Here is a 19,153-nt window from a genome sequence, read left to right as displayed (position 1 = left end):
ATATTGCCGCATAAAAATTCACGGCGGACAGGGAATTCCCTGTCCGCCGCTCTTTCCTATGCCCGGTCATCCGTCCTTCTGAACCTTTTCATCCATCAGGCCCTTATCCACGCAGAAAAAGGTGAACTCCCCCGTGGCCAGCAGCACATCATCCGTGCCGGTGATATCCACCTCCACCAGACAAGTGGATCTGCCCCGGTGCCGCACCCGGGCCTCCGCCCGCACCGTGCCCTCCGACTGGTTCCGCAGGAAGTGCAGGGAACTGGTCTGGGTCACATAGTACCGTCCGTCGGTATGGGCGGCGGAACCCGTGGCGTTGTCCGCCAGGGTATAGATGGCGCCGCCGTGGATCATGCCGTAGGGGTTTTTGCTCTCCGGGCGGATATCCAGCTTAAAGACCGCCCAGTCCGGCTCCACAGCCACGATCTCAATGTGGTTATGATGCATAAAGGCATTGGTTTTGATCCGTTCCTCCGCCTGCTTTTCTAATTCGTTCATCATGGATCTCCTTTGGTGAAATCAGTATCAGTCTATCATCAAATAACTTGAAACAAGTTGAAACCGCTTTTTAAGGGCCGCGGCCCCCTTGAAAATCGCCTGGTTTTTAAGACTATACCACACCGCCGCAATTTTTTCCACATATTTTGAAAAAGGGGGTTGACAAATGGATCTCAATTCGTATAATGAACATATGAACAGTTGTTCAATTGATTATGTGAGAGGGGGCGGATCATGGAGGACCGCTACAACGTGGAGTGCTGTGATTTTATGCACGCCCATGAGGACATCGTGGAAAGGGTCCGCCGGGAAATGCCCAGCGAGGACACCCTGTACGACCTGACGGAGCTGTTTCGCATCTTCGGCGATTCCACCCGCATCCGCATCCTGTACGTCCTGTTCGAGGCGGAGATGTGCGTGTGCGACATCGCGGCGCTGCTGGGCATGACCCAGTCTGCTATCTCCCACCAGCTGCGGGCGCTGAAAAACGCCCGGCTGGTGAAAGCCCGCCGGGACGGCAAGACCGTGTTTTACTCCCTGGCGGACGACCATGTAAAGACCATCATCGACCAGGGCCTGGAACACGTTTCCGAGTGAGCTTTCCATACCCTCAGTGGACAAAGGACAACGCGGTTTTTCAGGGCATCTGCAGCGGCTGGCGGCGTTATCCTCGTTGCCGGGCGGCAGCCCGGCTGCCTCGTCTGCCTTGCCAGCCGCTAAATCTGCTCCTGAAAAACTCCAAAGGACCTGCCAGCGAGAAAAAATCGGTGCTGGCAAGGAAGAGGACGACGGTGGGCTGACGCCCACCTAGAACGATGACGCTGCCAACGTTGATTTTAGCCGCCGGCAGGCGTGTTGCCCCTTGTCCACTGAGGGTATCATATTTTTAACATACATACGGGAGGAAGATCATCATGAAAAAGCGTTACAAGTTCGTTATCGACTGTGCCAACTGCGCCGCCAAGGTGGAGGACGCCGTGCGGAAGATCGACGGGGTCCATTCCGTCACCATCAACTTTATGTCCCAGAAGCTGATGCTGGACGCTGACGACGCCCGGTTTGACGATATTTTGCAGGAAGTCATCGCCACCGCCAAAAAGGTGGAGCCGGACTGCGAGCTGTCCGTATAAAATGGGCCGGACGTTCTGGGACAGGATCGCGGGGCTGTATGATCTGGCAGAAGCCGTCAACCGCCGGGCGGTCCGGGGAATGGCCGCAGAGGCGGCCCGCCGTGTCCCGTCAAGGTCCGATCTGCTGGAGTGCGCGGCGGGTACCGGGGAGATCTCCCTGGCCGCCGCGCCTTTTGCCAAACGGGTCCTCTGCACGGACCTGTCCCTGCCCATGCTGGAGCGGGCACGGAAAAAGGCCGCCCGGCGGGACCTTTCCAACATCGAATTCGCCCAGCGGGATCTTTTCTGCCTGCCGGAGCCGGACGGGGCCTTTGGGGCCGTGTGCGCCGCCAATGTGCTGCATCTGCTGGACGCGCCGGAGCGGGCGGCAGCGGAACTGTGGCGGGTCACCGCCCCCGGCGGCGTGCTGCTGCTGCCTACCTTTCTCATGGGAGAGGCCGGCGCGGTGATGAAAGGTCTGATTTCCCTGTACTGCCTGCTGGGCTTCCGGCAGAAGCACCTATTCACGCAGGAGAGCTACCGCGCCTTTTTTGAACGCCTGGGCCTGCCGGTCTCCGAGCTGGCTGTGATCCCCGGCCGCCTGCCTGTGGGACTGGCGGTGCTGCGAAAACCCGATATCCAGGAGGTTTCCATATGATGAAAAATATGACGAAAAAACAGAAGAAGATGCTGAAGCGCATCATCGCCGCGGCGGCGCTGCTGATCCTCGTAAAGCTGCTGACGGCCTTTGGGCCCCTGCCGGAGCAGGGACTGCTGACGGCCCTGTGCTACCTGGCCCCCTACGCCGTCATCGGCTGGGACGTGCTGTACAAGGCCGTCCGCAACATCCGCAACGGTCAGGTGTTCGACGAAAATTTCCTGATGGCCCTGGCGACAGTCGGCGCTTTCGGCACCGGCGAATACGCTGAGGCGGTGTTCGTCATGCTGTTCTACCAGGTGGGCGAGCTGTTCCAGGACTACGCCGTGGGCAAATCCCGCCAGTCCATCGCCGCTTTGATGGACATCCGCCCTGACACCGCCAACCTGGAAAGGGAAGACGGCGAAATTGAGGAAGTGGACCCGGAAGACGTGGCGGTGGGCGCCGTCATCGTGGTGAAGCCCGGCGAGCGGGTCCCCCTGGACGGCGTGGTGCTGGAGGGCAGCTCCGCCCTGGACACCGCCGCCCTTACCGGCGAATCCGTCCCCCGGGACGTGGCCGCCGGAGACGCGGTGATCAGCGGCTGCGTGAACCAGACCGGATTGCTGCGGATCAGGGTCACACGGCCCTGCAGTGAGTCCACGGTGTCCAAGATCCTGGACCTGGTGGAGAACGCCAGCGAAAAGAAGTCCACCAGTGAGAACTTCATAACCCGCTTCGCCCGGTATTACACCCCCTGCGTGGTCATCGCCGCCCTGGCGCTGTTCCTGCTGCCCACCATCGCCCTGCTGGTGGTCCCCGCTGCCAGTCAGCCTGCCTTCCTGCTGGGCACCGACTGGGCCAACTGGCTCCACCGGGCGCTGATCTTCCTGGTCATCTCCTGCCCCTGCGCGCTGGTCATCTCCGTGCCCCTCAGCTTCTTCGGCGGCATCGGCGGCGCTTCCAAGTGCGGCATTCTGGTGAAGGGCGGCAACTACTTAGAGGCTTTGGCCCATACGGAGACCGTGGTCTTTGACAAGACCGGCACGCTGACCAAGGGCACCTTTACCGTTACCGCCGTCCACCCCGAGGCGGACTTCACGGAAGAACAGGTGCTGGAATACGCCGCCCTGGCAGAGCACTGGTCCGACCATCCTATCTCCCTGTCCCTGCGGGCCGCCTGCAAGGCCGATCTGGACGCCTCCCGCGTGGAGGATGTGGAGGAGATCGCCGGCCACGGCGTCACCGCCAAGGTGGACGGCAAGGCCGTGGCCGTGGGCAACAGCCGCCTGATGGAGCGGCAGAGCGTCAACTGGCTGCCCTGCGAGCTGCCGGGGACCATCGTTCATGTGACGGTGGACAGCTTTTACGCCGGACACATCGTCATCTCCGACCTGCCCAAGGAGGACGCCCGGGCCGCCATCGCCGACCTGAAGGCCAGCGGCGTGAAAAAGACCGTGATGCTCACCGGCGACGCCGAGGCCGTAGCCAAGGCCGTGGCGGCGGAGCTGGGGATCGACGAGTACCATGCCGAGCTGCTGCCCGCCGACAAGGTGGACCTGACGGAAAAGCTGCTGTCGGAAAAGAGCCAGAAGGGCAAGGTGGCCTTCGTGGGCGACGGCATCAACGACGCCCCGGTGCTGAGCCGCGTCGATATCGGCATCGCCATGGGCGCCCTTGGCTCCGACGCCGCTATCGAGGCTGCCGACATCGTGTTGATGGACGACAAGCCCTCCAAGATCGCCACCGCCATGCGCATCTCCCGCAAGACCCTGCGCATTGTCAACCAGAACATCTGGTTTGCCCTGTTGGTCAAATTCGGCGTAATGATCCTGGGCGCTTTCAACATGGCCACCATGTGGGAGGCGGTGTTTGCTGACGTGGGCGTGGCCTTCATCGCCATTCTCAACGCAACCCGGTGCCTGCGGGTCGATGAATTCAAAAAATAGATCCATGATGGACCGGCCCAGTGTGGGATTTTCCACACTGGGCCGGTCTTTTTAATATTGATACTTTTTTCGGCCCCACGCCAGAAAGGCCGCCGAAACCGCCAGGCCCAGCAGTTCCGCCGCCGGGACCGCCAGCCACACGCCGGTCCCCTCCCACAGCCGGGGCAGGAGCAGCAACATCCCCACCAGAAACACGAAGGTGCGGGCAAAGGAGATGACGGCGGACGCCACGCCGTCCGACAGGGCGGTGAACAGGGAAGAGGCAAAGATGCCCACACCCATGAACAAAAAGCTTGCCGCATAGAGGGGAAAGCCCTCCACGGTGATGGCGTATACCGCGCTGTCCGCATCTGTGAAGAGGGTCAGGCAGGGGCCGATGACCAGCCGGGCCAGTCCGTACATCGCCCCGGAGCAGACCAGCACGAATCCCAGACAGCAGCGGAAGATGCGCCTCATCTGGGCTGTGTCCTGGGCGCCGTATTTGTAGCTGATCACCGGCGCCACGCCCATGGAGAAGCCAAAAAACACTGCTGTGAACACGAACTGAAAATACATGACGATGGTAATGGAGGCCACGCCGTCCTCCCCCCAGAACTCCAGGAAGATCAGGTTGAACAGCAATGTCGTAACGGCATTGGCGATGTTGGTGACCATCTCCGACGAGCCGTTGCCGCAGGCTTGCAGCACCATCCGCCGCCTGGGGCGGAAGGGCGTGAAATACAGGGTCCCTCTCCTGTTCCGGAAGAAGAACACCATGCCTGCCGCGGCCGGAACACAATATCCAATGCCCGTGGCCACGGCGGCTCCCGCCACGCCCATGCCCACAGGCCCCATCAGCAGCCAGTCCAGCACGATATTGGCCAGGCCTCCCGCCACCGTGAGGCCCAGGCCCAACCCCGGCCTTCCGGCGGTGACGAAAAGCGTCTGAAAAGCCGTTTGCAGGAAGAAAGCCGGAGCAAACAGCAGCAGGATGCGGGTATAGATCCGGCAGTAGGGAAACTGGATCCGGCTGGTGCCTAAAAATCTCAAAACCGGGTCCAAAAACAGGTTCCCCAGCGCCAGAAACGCCAAGCCCAGCAGCAGCGACGCCGCCACGATGCAGGTGAAATCCTGCCGGGCAGCCATTTCCTTTCCCTCGCCCAGCTCCCGGGCGATGACCGCGCTGCCGCCGGTGCCCAGCATGATGCCCACTGCCATTTCCAGGCAGTTCAGGGGATAGGACATATTGATAGCGGACAGGGCCAGCGTCCCCACAAAGCGGGAGATGAACATGCCGTCCACAATGGTGTACAGGGACAAAAACACCATCATGACGATGTTGGGCAGGGCGAACCGCAGCAGGGAGGCGGTGCGGAACTCTCTTGCCAGCGGGTTATCCACGGCGGACCTCCTGGGCAAGTGTTTCCGCAAAGGCCCGCTCGCTTTTCAGCAGCATCTCACACAGTTCCGGGCCCATCTGCTCCAGGACCCGGTCCTCCATTTGATACATTTTCTCCAATATCTCCTTTGCAAACGCCTGTCCCTCCGCTGTTAGGCAGACCAGCTTCTCCTTTTGGTCCTGTCCCGCCGCAAAGCGGACCCTGCCTTGGCGCTCCAGGCCTTTGACAATGGTATTGACAGTCTGCTTCGGGATCATCCAACTCTCCGATACCTGCTTCTGCGTACATGGTCCCGCGTCCAGCGTACACAAGATCATCAGCATATTATAGCTCATGCCATGCTGCTTGGCCCACTCGCCATAGAGCATATTGCTCTGGCTGATACAGGTGTTGATGGCCGCCATCTGTTGTCTGGTATTCAAAAAATCCCCGCCTTTTGGTACGATTTCGGACTATATTATAGTACGGTATCGGACCATTGTCAAGGGAACGGCTGCAGAATATCATGATCCCTGCTAAGCTGTGCCCATGAAACAGGATAGGAGGGGTTTCCAGAGATATTCAAAAGGCTTTTGAAAAAAATGCAATAGGCAGTTCATAGGCAGCAAAAAGAGCTTTCCTGATGGAAAGCTCTTTTTATCAGGTCTTTTGCCCACTGGACGTTTTAATGCAGTGTCTCCAACTCCGCCTGCCACTCGTCAAAAGCCGCCCTCTCGAAACGGCCCGCCGTCTTACGCCGGCGTGCCTTTTCCTGCCGTGCGCCTTTCTCCTCTCCCTCCCCAAACGCTTCGCTAGTTTGGGTCGGGCAAAGGGGCTGCACGGTCAGTTCAGCGTCTCCAGCTCCGCCTGCCACAGGTTCATCTTCGCGTCGCTGGGCATCCGCCAGTCGCCGCGGGGGGACAGGGCCACGGTGCCCACCTTGGGGCCGTCGGGAAGGCAGTTCCGCTTGAACTGCTGGGTGAAGAAACGGCGGTAAAAAGTTTTGAGCCACTTTAAGATGACCGCGCTGCTGTACTGTTTCCCCAGGGCGTACTGGGCCAGGCGGTAGACCTTGGCGGGGGAGAAGCCCCAGCGGAGGACGTAGTACAGGAAGAAGTCGTGGAGCTCGTAGGGACCCACCAGGTCCTCTGTCCGCTGGCTGATCTCGCCCTTCACGGCGGGCAGCAGTTCCGGGGAGACGGGGGTGTCCAGGATATCCTCCAGCACGTCGTGGAGGGCCTCGTCCTTCTCCGCGTTGTCCCGGGCCAGATAGCCCACCAGATGCCGCACCAGGGTCTTGGGGATAGAGGCGTTGACGCCGTACATGCTCATGTGGTCGCCGTTGTAGGTGCACCAGCCCAGGGCCAGCTCACTGAGATCGCCGGTGCCGATGACGAGGCCGCCGGTCTGGTTAGCGATATCCATCAGCACCTGGGTCCGCTCCCGGGCCTGGCCGTTTTCAAAGGTGACGGAGTGGTCGTCCATATCGTGGCCGATATCCCGGAAATGGCTGCGGACGGTGCCCGAGATATCCACCGTTTTCAGCACGGCGCCCATCCGCTCCGCCAGGATGACGGCGTTGTTTTTCGTGCGGTCCGTGGTGCCGAAGCAGGGCATGGTGACGGCCACGATGTCCGTCATAGGCCGGTCCAGCATTTTCATGGCGAGGCCGGTGATGAGGACCGCCAGGGTTGAGTCCAGTCCGCCGGAGAGGCCCACCACGGCGGTTTTTGCCCCGGTGTGCTCCAGCCGCTGTTTGAGGCCCAAAGAGGCGATCAGCAGGATCTCCCGGCAGCGGGCGTCTCGGTCCTCCTTCCCCTCGGGGACGAAGGGCATGGGGGCCACGTAGCGGGACAGCTTGGTATCGGAGAGGGTAAGGGAAAAATGGCTGTCCAAACGCTGCTCCATATCATCAAAGGACTGCATCCGGCGGCGCTCATAGGACAGCTTCTGTACGTCGATCTCCGAGATCAGCAGGCCGCCCTCAAACCGCCGCTCCGCCAGCAGCGCGCCGTTTTCCGCGATCATCTGGTGGGCGCCGAACACCAGGTCGGAGGTGGACTCTCCCTCGCCGGCGCTGGAATAGACATAGCCGCACAGCAGCTTGGCGCTCTGCATGGTCACCAGCTGGCGGCGGTAGGCATCCTTACCGATGACTTCATTACTGGCGGACAGATTGCCAATGACGGTTGCTCCGCGCTGGGCCATCGATACAGCGGGAGAAGTGGGTGCCCACAGGTCCTCGCAGATCTCAAAACCCAGGATCAGCTCCGGCAGATCGTCACAGACAAACAACTGCTCTTTCCCAAAAAGCGGCGTCTGTCCGCAGAGATTGATCCAATTCCGCCCCGCTTGGGCCGGAGCGAACTGCCTCTTTTCGTAAAACTCGCTGTAATTGGGCAGGTGGGTCTTGGGAACCACTCCTAAAATCTCCCCTTTTTGTATAATTGCCGCGCAGTTATACAATTTGTTGTTGACCCGCACCGGCAATCCCACCGCCGTGACCACTTCCAGGTTCCGGGTCGCCTCCAGCACCGTGGACAGAGCCTCCTCCGCACCCCGGAGCAGAGTGTCCTGATAAAACAGGTCGCCGCAGGTGTAGCCCGTCAGGCCCAGCTCCGGCAGCACCAGCACCTTGACGCCGGCCTTCTCTGCCTGACGCATCATCATAAACGTCTGCTCCGCGTTGTAGCGGCAATCCGCCAGCCGCAGTTTGGGACTGCCGCAGGCCACGGAAATAAAACCATCTCTCATGAAATCGACCTCCTGACGATGGTGATCTTGATGGGCCTATCTTACCCCGTTCCGCGAAAAAAAGCAAGACGGCAAAAGGACCGCCGAAGCGGTCCTTTTGCCGTGTGTGTTTTAGGAGGGAGAAAACGCATCGGGTTGGGAGGACCCGTTGCTAGTATATAAAGTACCCGATATTTTTTGCGGAATTATGTTTTTCATGTGAACAGTTTGTGAATGTTTGTAACGAAAACGATTTTGCAGCGTCTCTCTCCGTCTGTTTTACGCCTCCGCTTCGACGACCTTCGCCTCGGGGGCGTTTCTGCCAATGGAGTCGATGCCGTTCAGGCAGCTGGCCTTGGCCTTATAGCCCTCGCCGGTGGCGATGATCTCGCCGTTTTTCGCCTTCAGGCGGAAGCGGAATTCGCCGGCCTTGTCCACATAGACCTCATACTTGGGGTGAGTCAGAGTCTCAAATCCCTCCTTAGTCTGATCCTCCACATGGGCGGCGCAGTTCTTCCGAACGCTCTCCACGCCGTTTTTGCAGCTTTCCAGGCTGGAATAGGTCTCGCTGGTTGCGATCACCTGTCCATTGGTGGCGATCAAATTGAACCGATACCCGCTTTTGGTCTGCTTGATCTCAAATTTTCCTGCCATGTTTTTGCCCTTCTTTCTTTTATTTCCAACGGTCCAATGGCGGGACCGCCGTTTCACTTGTATTTCCGGCTCTTGGCGACAGCCAACTGGCCGCAGCGATTGTTGTATTCATTTTCCGCGTGGTTTCCCATCCGGCAGAGCCGGACGGGAGCCCTTTACTTGAAATTTGCTCCGGGCGAAGTCAATTCGCCCTACGCCAAGATTTTGCTTCGCAAAATGCTTGTACGGCGCTTTCCCGCCGCCCCGCGCTGCGGGGCCCCAGGCCACATTGGCGCTTATTTATACTTCTGGCTTTCCGCCACAGCAAGCTGGTCACAGCGGTTATTGTATTCATTCTCCGCATGGCCTTTGACCCAGTGATAGTGGAGGGTGTGGACATCCGTCAGCACCAGCAGCCGTTCCCACAGATCCGGGTTCAGGGCCGGCTTTTTATCAGCCTTCTTCCAGCCCCGGGCTTTCCATCCCTTGGCCCAGCCCTTGGAAAGGCCGTCGATGACGTATTTGGAATCGGACCACAGCTCCACCACGCACGGCTCCTTCAACAGGGACAGCGCCTGGATGACAGCCGTCAGCTCCATGCGGTTGTTGGTGGTGCTCCCCTCGCCGCCGGACAGCTCCTTTCTATGGGGACCGTACATCAGGACCGCCCCCCAGCCGCCGGGGCCGGGATTGCCGGAGCAGGCGCCGTCTGTATAAATGGTAACAGTTTTCATGGGCAAGCTCCCTGCCTCTATTTGGTGTATACATGCCCGCATATGGGACAGCATTCAGCATCCGCATCATGCTCAGCGCCGCATTCCGGACAGACTTTTCTGCCTTCTTCGCCTTGTTTCTGCGGATCCTCCGCGCTGAAAAATTCCAGCTTTCCGCACTTCGGACAGGCAAAAATCTTAACATCCAAGGCTCCCGCCAGCAGATTGGAAAGGTCGCCCAAAAACCAGCCTGTCTTTCCAAGCTGTATCTGCTGCTCTCCCAAAAACCGCATAGGGACATTGCAGTGCAGGCAATTCACGACATCCGCTCTCATAATGCTCCTTCTATTCACAGGTAAAAAGGCCGGTTCTTTCCCCTTTCATTACACAGAGGTCCCATCTGTGCCCTTTTTCTCCGGCTCCGTGCCGGTCTCCGTCTCTTCCGCCGCGTCCCGGTCCGTCAGAGCCAGGGAGATGACCCGGTCGCCCTCTTCCTTGAAGCGCATGACGATGACGCCCTGGGTCGCCCGGCCCGCGCTGCGGATATTTTCCACAGCGGTGCGGATCAGGATACCCGCCTGGGTCACCAGCAGCAGATCCTCAGACCCATCCACCACCTTGATGCCAACTACAGGGCCGGTCTTGTCCGTGATCATGTAATTCTTGATGCCCAGGCCGCCCCGGTTGGTGATGCGGTATTCCTCTACCGCCGTCCGCTTGCCGTAGCCCTTCTCCGTGATGGACAGGACGCACTTGCCCTCCGCGGCACGGGCGGCGCCCACCACATAGTCGCCTTCCCGCAGGCGGATGCCCCGGACGCCCACGGCGTCCCGGCCCATGGGACGAACATCGTTCTCGTCGAAGCACACCGCCATGCCGTCGTGCGTCGCGATCAGGATGCGCTGCTTCCCATCGGTCTCCCGGACGGTGATGAGCTGGTCTCCCTCATCCATCCGCAGCGCCCGGATGCCGTTGTTCCGCAGGTTCTTCAGGGTGTTGGCCGGCAGGCGTTTCACGGTGCCGTTCCTGGTCACCATAAACAGGAAGCGGCCGTCATCCTCGATGGAGCGGGTGTGGATCATGGTCTGGACCCGCTCGCCCTGCTCCACCTGGAGAATGTTGATGATATTGGTGCCCTTGGCGGTCTTGCCGGACTCGGGGATCTGGTAGCCCTTCTTCCGATAGACCTTGCCGGTGTCGGTAAAGAAAAGGATGTAGTCGTGGGTTGAGGCAGTAAACACGTCCACCACATAATCTTCCTCCCGGGTCGTGATGCCTTTCTTGCCCATACCTCCCTTGGATTGGGCGGTATACTCACTGACCGGCGTGCGCTTGATATAGCCTGCCTGCGTCAGGGTAAAGACGCACTGCTCCTCTTCGATCAGATCCTCGATGTCGATCTCGTCCTCCACATCCTGGATCTCCGTCATGCGGTCGTCGCCGTACTTATCGGAAATAGCCCGCAATTCGTCTTTTAAGATCTGTTTCACAAGGCCCTCGTCGGAGAGGATGCGGTTGAACCAAGCGATCTTCTCCTCCAGCTCTTTATATTCGTTTTCCAGCTTCTCCCGATCCAGGCCCTGCAGGGCTTTCAGCCGCATGTCCAGAATTGCCTGGGCCTGGATATCGTCCAAGCCGAAGCGGTTCATCAGGTTTTCCTTGGCGTTGTCATAGCTGGAACGGATGATATGGATGACCTCGTCGATGTTGTCCTGGGCGATCAGCAGGCCCTCCAGCAGGTGGGCGCGCTCCATGGCCTTTTTCAGGTCGTATTTCGTCCGGCGGACGATGATCTCCTCCTGGAAGGCCAGATACTCGTCGATGATATGACGCAGAGACAGGATCTTGGGCTGGGACTGGTCGTCCACCAGGGCCAGCATGTTGATGGCAAAGGTGGTCTGCAATTGGGTCTGGCTGAAGAGGCGGTTCAGCACCACCTGGGGGTTGGCGTCCCGCTTCAGCTCAATGACAATGCGCATACCGTTGCGGTCGGACTCGTCCCGAATGTCGCTGATGCCATCCAGCCGCTTGTCCTCCACCTGGTCCGCCATGCTCTTGATGAGCATCCGCTTGTTCACCTGATAGGGGATCTCCGTAATGACGATGCGGGTGCGGTCCTTGCCGAATTCCTCGAATTCATGGCGGGCGCGGATCACCAGACGGCCCCGGCCGGTGGCGTAGGCCGCCCGGATGCCGCTGCGGCCCATGATGATGCCCCGGGTTGGGAAGTCCGGGCCCTTCACATACTGCATCAGATCCGCCAAGGTCGCGTTGGGGTCCTCCAGCACATGGATGCAGGCGGCGATGACCTCCCGCAGATTGTGGGGGGGAATGTTGGTGGCCATGCCCACGGCAATGCCGCTGGAGCCGTTCACCAGCAGGTTGGGAAAGCGGGAGGGCAGGACCCGGGGCTCTTTGCGGGTCTCGTCAAAGTTGGGGTCCCAATTCACGGTGTCCTTGTCGATATCCCGCAGCATCTCGTCGGAGATCCTGGCCAGGCGAGCTTCCGTATACCGATAGGCCGCCGGGGGGTCGCCGTCCACGGAGCCGAAGTTGCCGTGGCCGTCCACCAGCATATAGCGCATGGAGAAGTCCTGCGCCAGGCGCACCAGGGCGTCATACACGGAGGCGTCGCCATGGGGATGATACCGGCCCAGCACGTCGCCCACGCAGGTGGCGGATTTCTTGAAGGGCCGGTCGCTGGTCAGATTGTCCTCGTACATCGCGTACAGGATGCGGCGGTGCACCGGCTTCAGGCCGTCCCGCACATCCGGCAGGGCGCGGCCTTTGATGACGCTCATGGCGTATTCAATATAGGATTGCTCCATCTCAGGGACCAGAGGAGATTCCACGATCTTCTGGTCGGGATAGCGGATCTCCTCGGGATCGTATTGGGGTTTTTTACTCATCTATCGTTTTCCTCCTTTTGGAAGGTCATATCTTTCAACCAGGAATGAGGAGTTAGAAATTAGAAATTCTGGTTCCTGTTCTGCTGGACAAATTTCCATCATTCCGCCTGCGGCGGGACCTTATGATGCCTAATTTCTCATTTCTAATCATCAGTAGTCCAGATTCACTGCGTACTTGGCGTTCCGTTCGATGAACTCTTTCCTCGGCTCCACCTTTTCGCCCATGAGGATCGTAAAGGTCTCGTCTGCCCGCACGGCGTCGTCCAGAGTGATGCGGCGCAGGGTGCGGCGCTCCGGGTCCATGGTGGTCTCCCACAGCTCATGGGGATTCATTTCGCCCAAGCCCTTGAAGCGGGAGATATCGATCTTCACGTTGGGATTGCCCCCCCGCAGCTCGGCGGAGATGGCGTCCCGCTCCTCCTCGGAAAAGGCCAGCCGGGTCGTCTTGCCCCGGCTCAGCTTGAACAGGGGCGGCACGGCGGAATATACGTAGCCCTGCTCGATGAGAGGCCGCATGAAGCGGAAGAAGAAGGTCAGCAGCAGCGTGCGGATATGGGAGCCGTCCACATCGGCATCGGCCATGATGATAACCTTGTGATAGCGGAGCTTAGCGGGGTCAAACTCTTCGCCGATCCCGGCGCCCAGGGCGGTGATGACCGGCTGGAGCTTGTCATTGCCGTACACCTTGTCCGCCCGGGCCTTTTCCACGTTCAGCATCTTGCCCCACAGAGGGAGGATCGCCTGGAACCGGGAATCCCGGCCCTGGGTCGCGGAGCCGCCTGCGGAATCGCCCTCGACGATGTAGATCTCGGTCAGTTCCGGGTTGTTTTCATTGCAGTCCCGAAGCTTGTCCGGCATGGCCGCGCCGCCCAGGGCGGTCTTGCGGCGGATGGACTCCCGGGCCTTTTTCGCGGCCTCCCGGGCGCGGTTGGCGGTGAGGGCCTTGTCCAGGATCATCCGGCCCACCTGGGGATTCTCCTCCAGGAAGGTATCCAGCTTCTCCGAAACGATGTTGTTCACCAGGGTGCGGATCTCGCTGTTGCCCAGCTTGGCCTTGGTCTGGCCCTCGAACTGGGCCTCCGTCAGCTTCACGGAGATGACGCAGGTCAATCCCTCCCGGCAGTCCTCGCCGGAGACCTTTTCGTCATCCTTCAGCATTTTGATCTTCCGGCCGTAGTTGTTCAGCACGGTGGTCAGGGCCCGCTTGAATCCCTCCTCGTGCATGCCGCCCTCCGGGGTGTGGACGTTGTTGGCGAAGGACAGGATGGTCTCGTTATAGCTGGAATTGTACTGGATGGCCACCTCCGCCACAGAGTCCTCCCGCTGGCCGGCCATATAGATGACGTTTTCGTGAAGGGCGTCCTTGCTGCGGTTCAGCCAGGTAACGAACTCCCGGATGCCGCCCTCGTAGCACATGACGTCCTCCTGCTCCTGGCCGGGGCGCTTGTCCACGGTGCGGATGCGCAGTCCCGCGTTGAGGAATGCCTCTTCGCGCATCCGGGTATGAAGGGTTTCGTAGTTATAAACAGTCTCCTCGAACATCTCCGGGTCCGGCTTGAAGGTGACGGTGGTGCCGGTGCGGTCTGTGGCGCCCACCACAGTCATCTCCTGAGTCACATGGCCTCGGGAGAATTTCATCTCATAGATCTTGCCGTCCTTGTGGACCTGGACCTCCAGCCATTCGGACAGGGCGTTGACCACGGAGGCGCCCACGCCGTGGAGGCCGCCGGAGACCTTATAGCCCCCGCCGCCGAATTTGCCGCCGGCATGGAGGATGGTATAGACCACCTCCAGGGCGGGCTTGCCGGTTTGGGCTTGGATGCCCACAGGGATGCCACGGCCATTGTCCACCACGGTGATGGTGTCGCCCTCGTTGATCTGCACCAGGATCTCCGTGCAGTAGCCCGCCAGGGCCTCGTCGATGGCGTTGTCCACGATCTCATACACCAGGTGGTGGAGGCCGGAGCTGGAGGTGGAGCCGATATACATGCCGGGACGCTTCCGAACAGCCTCCAAGCCCTCCAGGACCTGGATCTCCGAGGCGTCATATTCGTTGGACGCGTCCACGGCGGTGGAATTCAAAATTTCATTGTCAGCCATGGGATTTCTCCTTTCAAGGGTTGTTTTCCAATGCAAGGCAAAGAGAACCGGGCTGGAGCCGTTTCCGGCCTGTTTCTCCCTGCCTTGAATGTGTTTATTTTATGAAGGGCGGTTTTTGAAAAAATGGAACATGCAAACGGCGCAGGCCTTTTCCCGTCAGCGCAGGCCACAGCACCTGTTATATATCCAGACGGCGCGGATCAAAAAGCCCATGGCCGCGCCCAGCAGGGCGGCCTCCATGAACCAGCATAGGATACCGAGAACCATGAACCGCTCATCCCGCAAGATTTGAGCGATCACCTCAAAAAGGACCATCATCATGGCGCAGATCAGCGGATACAGCCATCTGGCCCTGGAATCCCTTCTCACACAGATCTCCACCACAAAGCCGGTGAAAAAGCTGATGATGACAAGAAGGTTCAGAGGAAACACCCAGTCGTAGAACGTGAGAATAGCATGAAAGAACTCCAGAGTCATCAGATTCATATGGGCCTCCCTTCACAGCTCCAGGTTTGTACTCTCCGCCCGGTTTTTCAGGGTCGAGGGATTCAGCTGGCTCAGATACACGATCTGCCGGTGGTAGGGGTGGTCGCACACTACGAAGGACTTGGGGATGTCGCCGGAGACATCCAGCACCACGCCCTCCTGTTCAGCAGCGGCCAGGTAATCCCGGGTGCGCTTGCCGTAGGTGCATTTGTCCAGGTCAAAGATGCCGATGACCCGATGGTCGGAGACGATCTCGTTCTGGCCCAGGTGAAGATACATCTCAGTCCGCCTCGCAGTCGTCCGCCAGGTCCAGATCACAGTCCTCCGCGGTACCGCCGCTGTCGCCCATGACCTCCATGGTCCGCATCCGCCGCTTATCCTTGGCCTCCTCTACGTTCTGATGGATCAGTTCCTTGACCTCTCTTGGATTCTTTACATTTTTCAAGTCCAAATGAGGGATGCTCTTGTCCGAGGAGACCACGCAGATGGTCCCCACGCCGAAGATGCGCTGCCCAAGGGATATATTCAATTGCAGATCCCGCACACGGTACAGCAGCACCTCATTGGCCTGGATATTCAAAAATCCTTTTTCGCAGAAAAGGCGGTCTTTGCTCAGCCGGTAGCGGATAAAGGACAGAGGCATACCGAGAAAACGCTTGCGGTCTTTCCATAGATATTGGATGGGTTCCATATCGTTATCCTCCAAAATCAGACGTTTCTATAATCATAGTCGATATTTTATCGTTGGGCGTTCATCCTTCGATGACGCCGTTTTTTATATGCAGCACCTTGCCGCCCAGCAGCTTCGGCAGACGGTCATCTTCACAGCAGGTGATGCGCCGCGTTGCGGCGCGGCGATTTAAAACGCGCTGTCGCGCGGCTCCCGGCGCTTCGCTTGGTCGCGTGTTCATCACCTGCTCATGCCAGCTCCCCTTTGCACACGTGGAGCACCTTGCCGCCCAGCAGCTTCGGCAGACGGTCATCTTCACAGCAGGTGATGAACACCTGCCCTCCGTTGATGCGGTTCAGTACGAACTCCTGCCGCTTTGGGTCCAGTTCGCTGAGTACATCGTCCAAAAGCAGTATTGGATACTCCCCAGTCACGTTTTTATAGATCTCCCGTTCCGCCAGCTTCATGGAAAGGGCCGCCGTTCGGGTCTGGCCCTGGGAGGCGTACTGCTTGGCATCCCGTCCGTCGATGGTGACGGACAGATCGTCCTTGTGTGGGCCGGACAGACACAGCCGGGAGGCCCGCTCCGCCGCCTGATGGGCTTCCATATGCTGGCGCAGCTGTTCCGTTAAAACTGCAATATCCGCTGAGGGATCTGCGACAGAAGAGACAGTTTGATACCGCATTTCCAAACGCTCTTTTCCACCGGAGCACTCCAGATGGTGCAGGGAAGCATATTCGTTCAGCCGAAGGGAAAATTGATGCCGGTAATGGATCAGCACCGCGCCGAAGCGCACCAGCCGTTCATTGAAATCCGGCAGGGTCTCCAGCAGGTCCGGCCGCTCTTCGCTGTCCCGCAGGATGCGGGTCTTGTGGTCATAGGTCCGGTTGTACTCCGCCAGAGCGGCGCCATACCTGGGCCGGAGCTGACAGAGAGCGGCATCCATGAAACGCCGCCGGGCGGCGGCTCCCTCCCGGATCAGAAACAGGTCCTCCGGACAGAAAAAAACCGTGTTGTACACCTGGCTCAGGGCGGCGCTGTTTTTGGCAGGCACCTGATTGACGGACAGCTTCCGCCGCCGGTCCCGATAGAGATCCACCTGGACCCGGAACTCCCGGTCTCTGGCAAACACCTGGGCCAGCAGGCGGGATGCCTGCGCGTCGAAGCCGATCATCTCCCGGTCCGTCCTGGCCCGTGGAGACCTCCCGCAGGAGAGATACACCAGCGCCTCCAGCAAATTGGTCTTGCCCTGGGCGTTCTCGCCGAAGATGACGTTGCACCGGGGGTCAAAATCTACGTTCTGATGTCCGTAATTGCGGAAGGATTCCAGTTCCAGCTTATCGATCCGCATAGGAAACTGTATAATGCTGGCCGCTGAAGCACACGTCGTCGCCAGGCCGGATCTTCTTGCCCCGCATGGTGCAGATCTCGCCGTTCACCGTGACCTCGCCGGCCTGGATCCGCTCCTTGGCCTCGCCGCCGCTCTCCACCAGATTGGCGAATTTCAGCAGATCCTGAAGCTTGATAAATTCAGTTGTGATAGCAACAGTTTTCATATCATTCCGCACTCTTCAGCCGCACGGGCAGCACCATGTAGAGGAAATTCTCCTCTCCGTCCACAGGAACGATGATAGCGGGGGAAACGCCGGTATTCAGCTCGATCTTCACCGTGTCGGCCGGCGCGTACCGCAGAGCCTCCATCAGATAGCGGTTGTTGAAGCCGATCTCCAGGCCGCCCCCTTCGCCGGAGAGGCGGCAGATATCCTTTGCTTCACCGTTGCCGGTCTTGGCGGACAGCAGCACTTTATCATGGTCGAACAGACAGCGGACAGGGCTTTTCAGCTTGTCGGAGATCACCACAGATACCCGGTCGATGCTCTCGATCAGCGCCTTGGTGTCTGCAACGACTGTGATGGGGTTCTTCCGGGGGATGGCGTTCTTATAATCCAGGAATTCCCCCTCCAGGCGGCGGCAGATCAGCTCGGTGTCCCCGATCTCAAAGAGGATATGGCGCTTGCCAAGGGTCACGGCGGCCAGGTCCTCCACATCGCCGCAGATGCTCTTCACTTCGTTCAGCGCCGCGCCGGGGGCTACAAAGGAGAACGCGCCGCCCTCGATCTTTTCCAGAGGCTCCCGGCGGATCGCCAGGCGGAAACCGTCCACCGCCACCATGGTGAGGCCCTTGTCGCTGATCTCAAACAGCGCGCCGGTGTGGACCGGGCGGCTCTCATTGGTGGAAACGGCAAAGGCCACCTCCTCGATCATGGCCCGCAGGGTCTTTTGCTGGATAGAGACGGAGTACTCGTCCTCCACCTCCGGAAGGTCGGGATAGTCCGCGGCGGAAAGGCCCAGGATATCGAAGTTCGCGTCGCCGCAGGAAAGGTGAACCAGCTGTTTGTCGTCGGCGGTAAAGGTCACGATATCGTCAGGCATCCGGCGGATGATGTCTCCGAACAGGCGGGCGTTCAAAACGATGGTCCCGCTCTCCGTCACGTTGGCGGAGATCCTGGTGCGAATGCCGGTTTGCATGTTGTAGCCGGAGACCGTCAGTTCCTGATCGGCGTGGAGCAGAAGGCCCTCCAGTGCAGGAATGGAGCTTTTTTGAGCGACGGCGCGGCTGGCGACGGCAATGGCACCTTGCAGTAACACTTTTTCACAGCTGAATTTGATCATAGGGATCGCTGCCTCCTTTTATGTGGGATGTTTGTCGGAATGCGTGCTTTTTAGTAAAGAAAAGAAAAATTTGTTTTAGAAAAAGAAGTCATAGTAGAAAAAATTGTGGAAAAGTGGGAAAATTCCTTGAACGGCAACGGATAGGAGGTACACAGACATCGTGGAGAGAAGAGGGAGGTTTTTCCACGGAGCTTTGGCGGAGAAACGTTTTCCACAGAAAAGTTTTTATCCTGCACAGGAAGATGTGGAGAACTGTCAGTGTTTGGAGTTGATGTTGGTTTTGATCTCCTTGACGGTCTCGGCAAAGGCGGGTTCCTTTTTCATCTTCTTTTCCACCTGCTGGATGGAATAGAGCACCGTGGAGTGGTCCCGGTTGTCAAAGACCTTGCCGATCTCGTCCAGACTGAGGTTGGTCATGCTGCGGATCAGGTACATGGCGATCTGACGGGCCGCCACGGCGTCCTTGACCCGGATCTGTCCCCGGATGACATCCTCTTCCACGCCGTAATATTTGGAGATGTATGCCAAAATGGCTTCCGGTGTGGGGATGTATTCACTGCTGCGCTTCAGGATGTCCTGCATGGCCCGGGTCACGGTGGCCTCGTCCGCATCGTTGCCCAGCAGGTCCTTGTAGGCCAGGATCTTGTTGATGGTGCCCTCCAGCTGGCGGACGTTGGCGGTGAC

The 19,153-nt window shown here is 59.2% G+C and carries 21 protein-coding genes; 4 read left to right on the top strand and 17 right to left on the bottom strand.

Translation table 11 applies throughout. The features are described 5' to 3' along the window. Positions 1-66: 66 nt before the first annotated feature. Positions 67-498 carry a PaaI family thioesterase gene (locus Q0Z69_RS03915; protein ID WP_298029913.1) on the bottom strand — a complete coding sequence of 144 codons (432 nt, stop codon included), beginning with the start codon at positions 496-498 and terminating at the stop codon, positions 67-69. A 234-nt stretch (positions 499-732) separates the two neighbouring features. Between Q0Z69_RS03915 and Q0Z69_RS03910 the strand changes: the two genes are divergently transcribed. The 4 genes from Q0Z69_RS03910 to Q0Z69_RS03895 all read left to right on the top strand — a co-directional run bounded on the left by Q0Z69_RS03910 (position 733) and on the right by Q0Z69_RS03895 (position 4,193). Then, the gene (locus Q0Z69_RS03910) at positions 733-1,095 is read left to right on the top strand and encodes a metalloregulator ArsR/SmtB family transcription factor (protein WP_298029912.1); all 363 of its coding nucleotides are present in this window, start codon (positions 733-735) and stop codon (positions 1,093-1,095) included. Between the two features lie 317 nt (positions 1,096-1,412). After that, positions 1,413-1,628 (top strand): cation transporter, encoded by a 216-nt coding sequence (locus Q0Z69_RS03905; RefSeq protein ID WP_298029911.1) that lies wholly within the window; start codon positions 1,413-1,415, stop codon positions 1,626-1,628. A gap of 1 nt (position 1,629) precedes the next feature. Next, on the top strand, positions 1,630-2,265 hold the full coding sequence (locus Q0Z69_RS03900) for a class I SAM-dependent methyltransferase (protein WP_298029910.1): 636 nt from the start codon (positions 1,630-1,632) through the stop codon (positions 2,263-2,265). 8 nt (positions 2,266-2,273) lie between these two features. Next, positions 2,274-4,193: a heavy metal translocating P-type ATPase gene (locus tag Q0Z69_RS03895; protein ID WP_298030068.1), complete on the top strand. Its 1,920-nt coding sequence runs from the start codon at positions 2,274-2,276 to the stop codon at positions 4,191-4,193. Between the two features lie 51 nt (positions 4,194-4,244). On the opposite strand, the gene Q0Z69_RS03890 is transcribed toward Q0Z69_RS03895, so the two are convergent. From Q0Z69_RS03890 to Q0Z69_RS03820, 16 genes are all read right to left on the bottom strand, one after another. Beyond that, positions 4,245-5,573 (bottom strand): MATE family efflux transporter, encoded by a 1,329-nt coding sequence (locus Q0Z69_RS03890; protein ID WP_298029909.1) that lies wholly within the window; start codon positions 5,571-5,573, stop codon positions 4,245-4,247. Next, complete coding sequence (locus Q0Z69_RS03885; RefSeq protein WP_298029908.1) at positions 5,566-5,994, bottom strand: MarR family winged helix-turn-helix transcriptional regulator; 429 nt, start codon at positions 5,992-5,994, stop codon at positions 5,566-5,568. Before Q0Z69_RS03885 ends, Q0Z69_RS03890 begins: the two co-directional genes overlap by 8 nt. Before the next feature lie 400 nt (positions 5,995-6,394). Beyond that, entirely contained in the window at positions 6,395-8,305 is a 1,911-nt protein-coding gene (locus Q0Z69_RS03880) for an NAD(+) synthase (RefSeq protein WP_298029907.1), read from the bottom strand. 258 nt (positions 8,306-8,563) lie between these two features. Then, a complete protein-coding gene (locus Q0Z69_RS03875) occupies positions 8,564-8,938 on the bottom strand; it encodes a YegP family protein (RefSeq protein WP_298029906.1) in 375 nt (124 codons plus the stop codon). 275 nt (positions 8,939-9,213) lie between these two features. After that, positions 9,214-9,651 (bottom strand): ribonuclease HI, encoded by a 438-nt coding sequence (gene rnhA, locus Q0Z69_RS03870; protein WP_298029905.1) that lies wholly within the window; start codon positions 9,649-9,651, stop codon positions 9,214-9,216. A gap of 17 nt (positions 9,652-9,668) precedes the next feature. Continuing rightward, on the bottom strand, positions 9,669-9,923 hold the full coding sequence (locus Q0Z69_RS16845) for a zinc ribbon domain-containing protein (RefSeq protein WP_367272229.1): 255 nt from the start codon (positions 9,921-9,923) through the stop codon (positions 9,669-9,671). Between the two features lie 90 nt (positions 9,924-10,013). Further along, positions 10,014-12,539, bottom strand: a complete 2,526-nt coding sequence (gene gyrA, locus Q0Z69_RS03865; RefSeq protein ID WP_298029904.1) for a DNA gyrase subunit A — start codon at positions 12,537-12,539, stop codon at positions 10,014-10,016. 150 nt (positions 12,540-12,689) lie between these two features. Then, positions 12,690-14,639, bottom strand: a complete 1,950-nt coding sequence (gene gyrB, locus Q0Z69_RS03860; protein ID WP_298029903.1) for a DNA topoisomerase (ATP-hydrolyzing) subunit B — start codon at positions 14,637-14,639, stop codon at positions 12,690-12,692. Positions 14,640-14,795: 156 nt separating this feature from the next. Next, positions 14,796-15,125, bottom strand: coding sequence for a hypothetical protein (locus tag Q0Z69_RS03855; protein WP_298029902.1), 330 nt, complete (start codon positions 15,123-15,125; stop codon positions 14,796-14,798). 12 nt (positions 15,126-15,137) lie between these two features. Beyond that, positions 15,138-15,404 carry an extracellular matrix regulator RemB gene (gene remB, locus Q0Z69_RS03850; RefSeq protein WP_298029901.1) on the bottom strand — a complete coding sequence of 89 codons (267 nt, stop codon included), beginning with the start codon at positions 15,402-15,404 and terminating at the stop codon, positions 15,138-15,140. Position 15,405: 1 nt separating this feature from the next. Next, positions 15,406-15,816 (bottom strand): PH domain-containing protein, encoded by a 411-nt coding sequence (locus tag Q0Z69_RS03845; protein ID WP_298029900.1) that lies wholly within the window; start codon positions 15,814-15,816, stop codon positions 15,406-15,408. Between the two features lie 61 nt (positions 15,817-15,877). Beyond that, positions 15,878-16,036, bottom strand: a complete 159-nt coding sequence (locus tag Q0Z69_RS03840) for a hypothetical protein (protein ID WP_298029899.1) — start codon at positions 16,034-16,036, stop codon at positions 15,878-15,880. Between the two features lie 7 nt (positions 16,037-16,043). Further along, on the bottom strand, positions 16,044-17,147 hold the full coding sequence (gene recF / locus Q0Z69_RS03835) for a DNA replication/repair protein RecF (protein WP_298029898.1): 1,104 nt from the start codon (positions 17,145-17,147) through the stop codon (positions 16,044-16,046). Then, positions 17,134-17,352 carry an RNA-binding S4 domain-containing protein gene (locus Q0Z69_RS03830; protein ID WP_298029897.1) on the bottom strand — a complete coding sequence of 73 codons (219 nt, stop codon included), beginning with the start codon at positions 17,350-17,352 and terminating at the stop codon, positions 17,134-17,136. The genes recF and Q0Z69_RS03830 overlap by 14 nt, the downstream gene beginning before the upstream one ends. Position 17,353: 1 nt before the next feature. Beyond that, the gene (gene dnaN / locus Q0Z69_RS03825) at positions 17,354-18,469 is read right to left on the bottom strand and encodes a DNA polymerase III subunit beta (RefSeq protein WP_298029896.1); all 1,116 of its coding nucleotides are present in this window, start codon (positions 18,467-18,469) and stop codon (positions 17,354-17,356) included. A 255-nt stretch (positions 18,470-18,724) separates the two neighbouring features. Then, the coding region (locus Q0Z69_RS03820) for a helix-turn-helix domain-containing protein (RefSeq protein WP_298029895.1) at positions 18,725-19,153 on the bottom strand (429 nt) is incomplete at its 5' end.

It is taken from the genome of uncultured Dysosmobacter sp. (genome assembly GCF_947631165.1).
Taxonomy (GTDB): Bacteria; Bacillota; Clostridia; order Oscillospirales; family Oscillospiraceae; genus Oscillibacter.
Note: the sequence above shows the minus strand (reverse complement) of the source record. Positions and strands in the feature narration are given on the sequence as shown.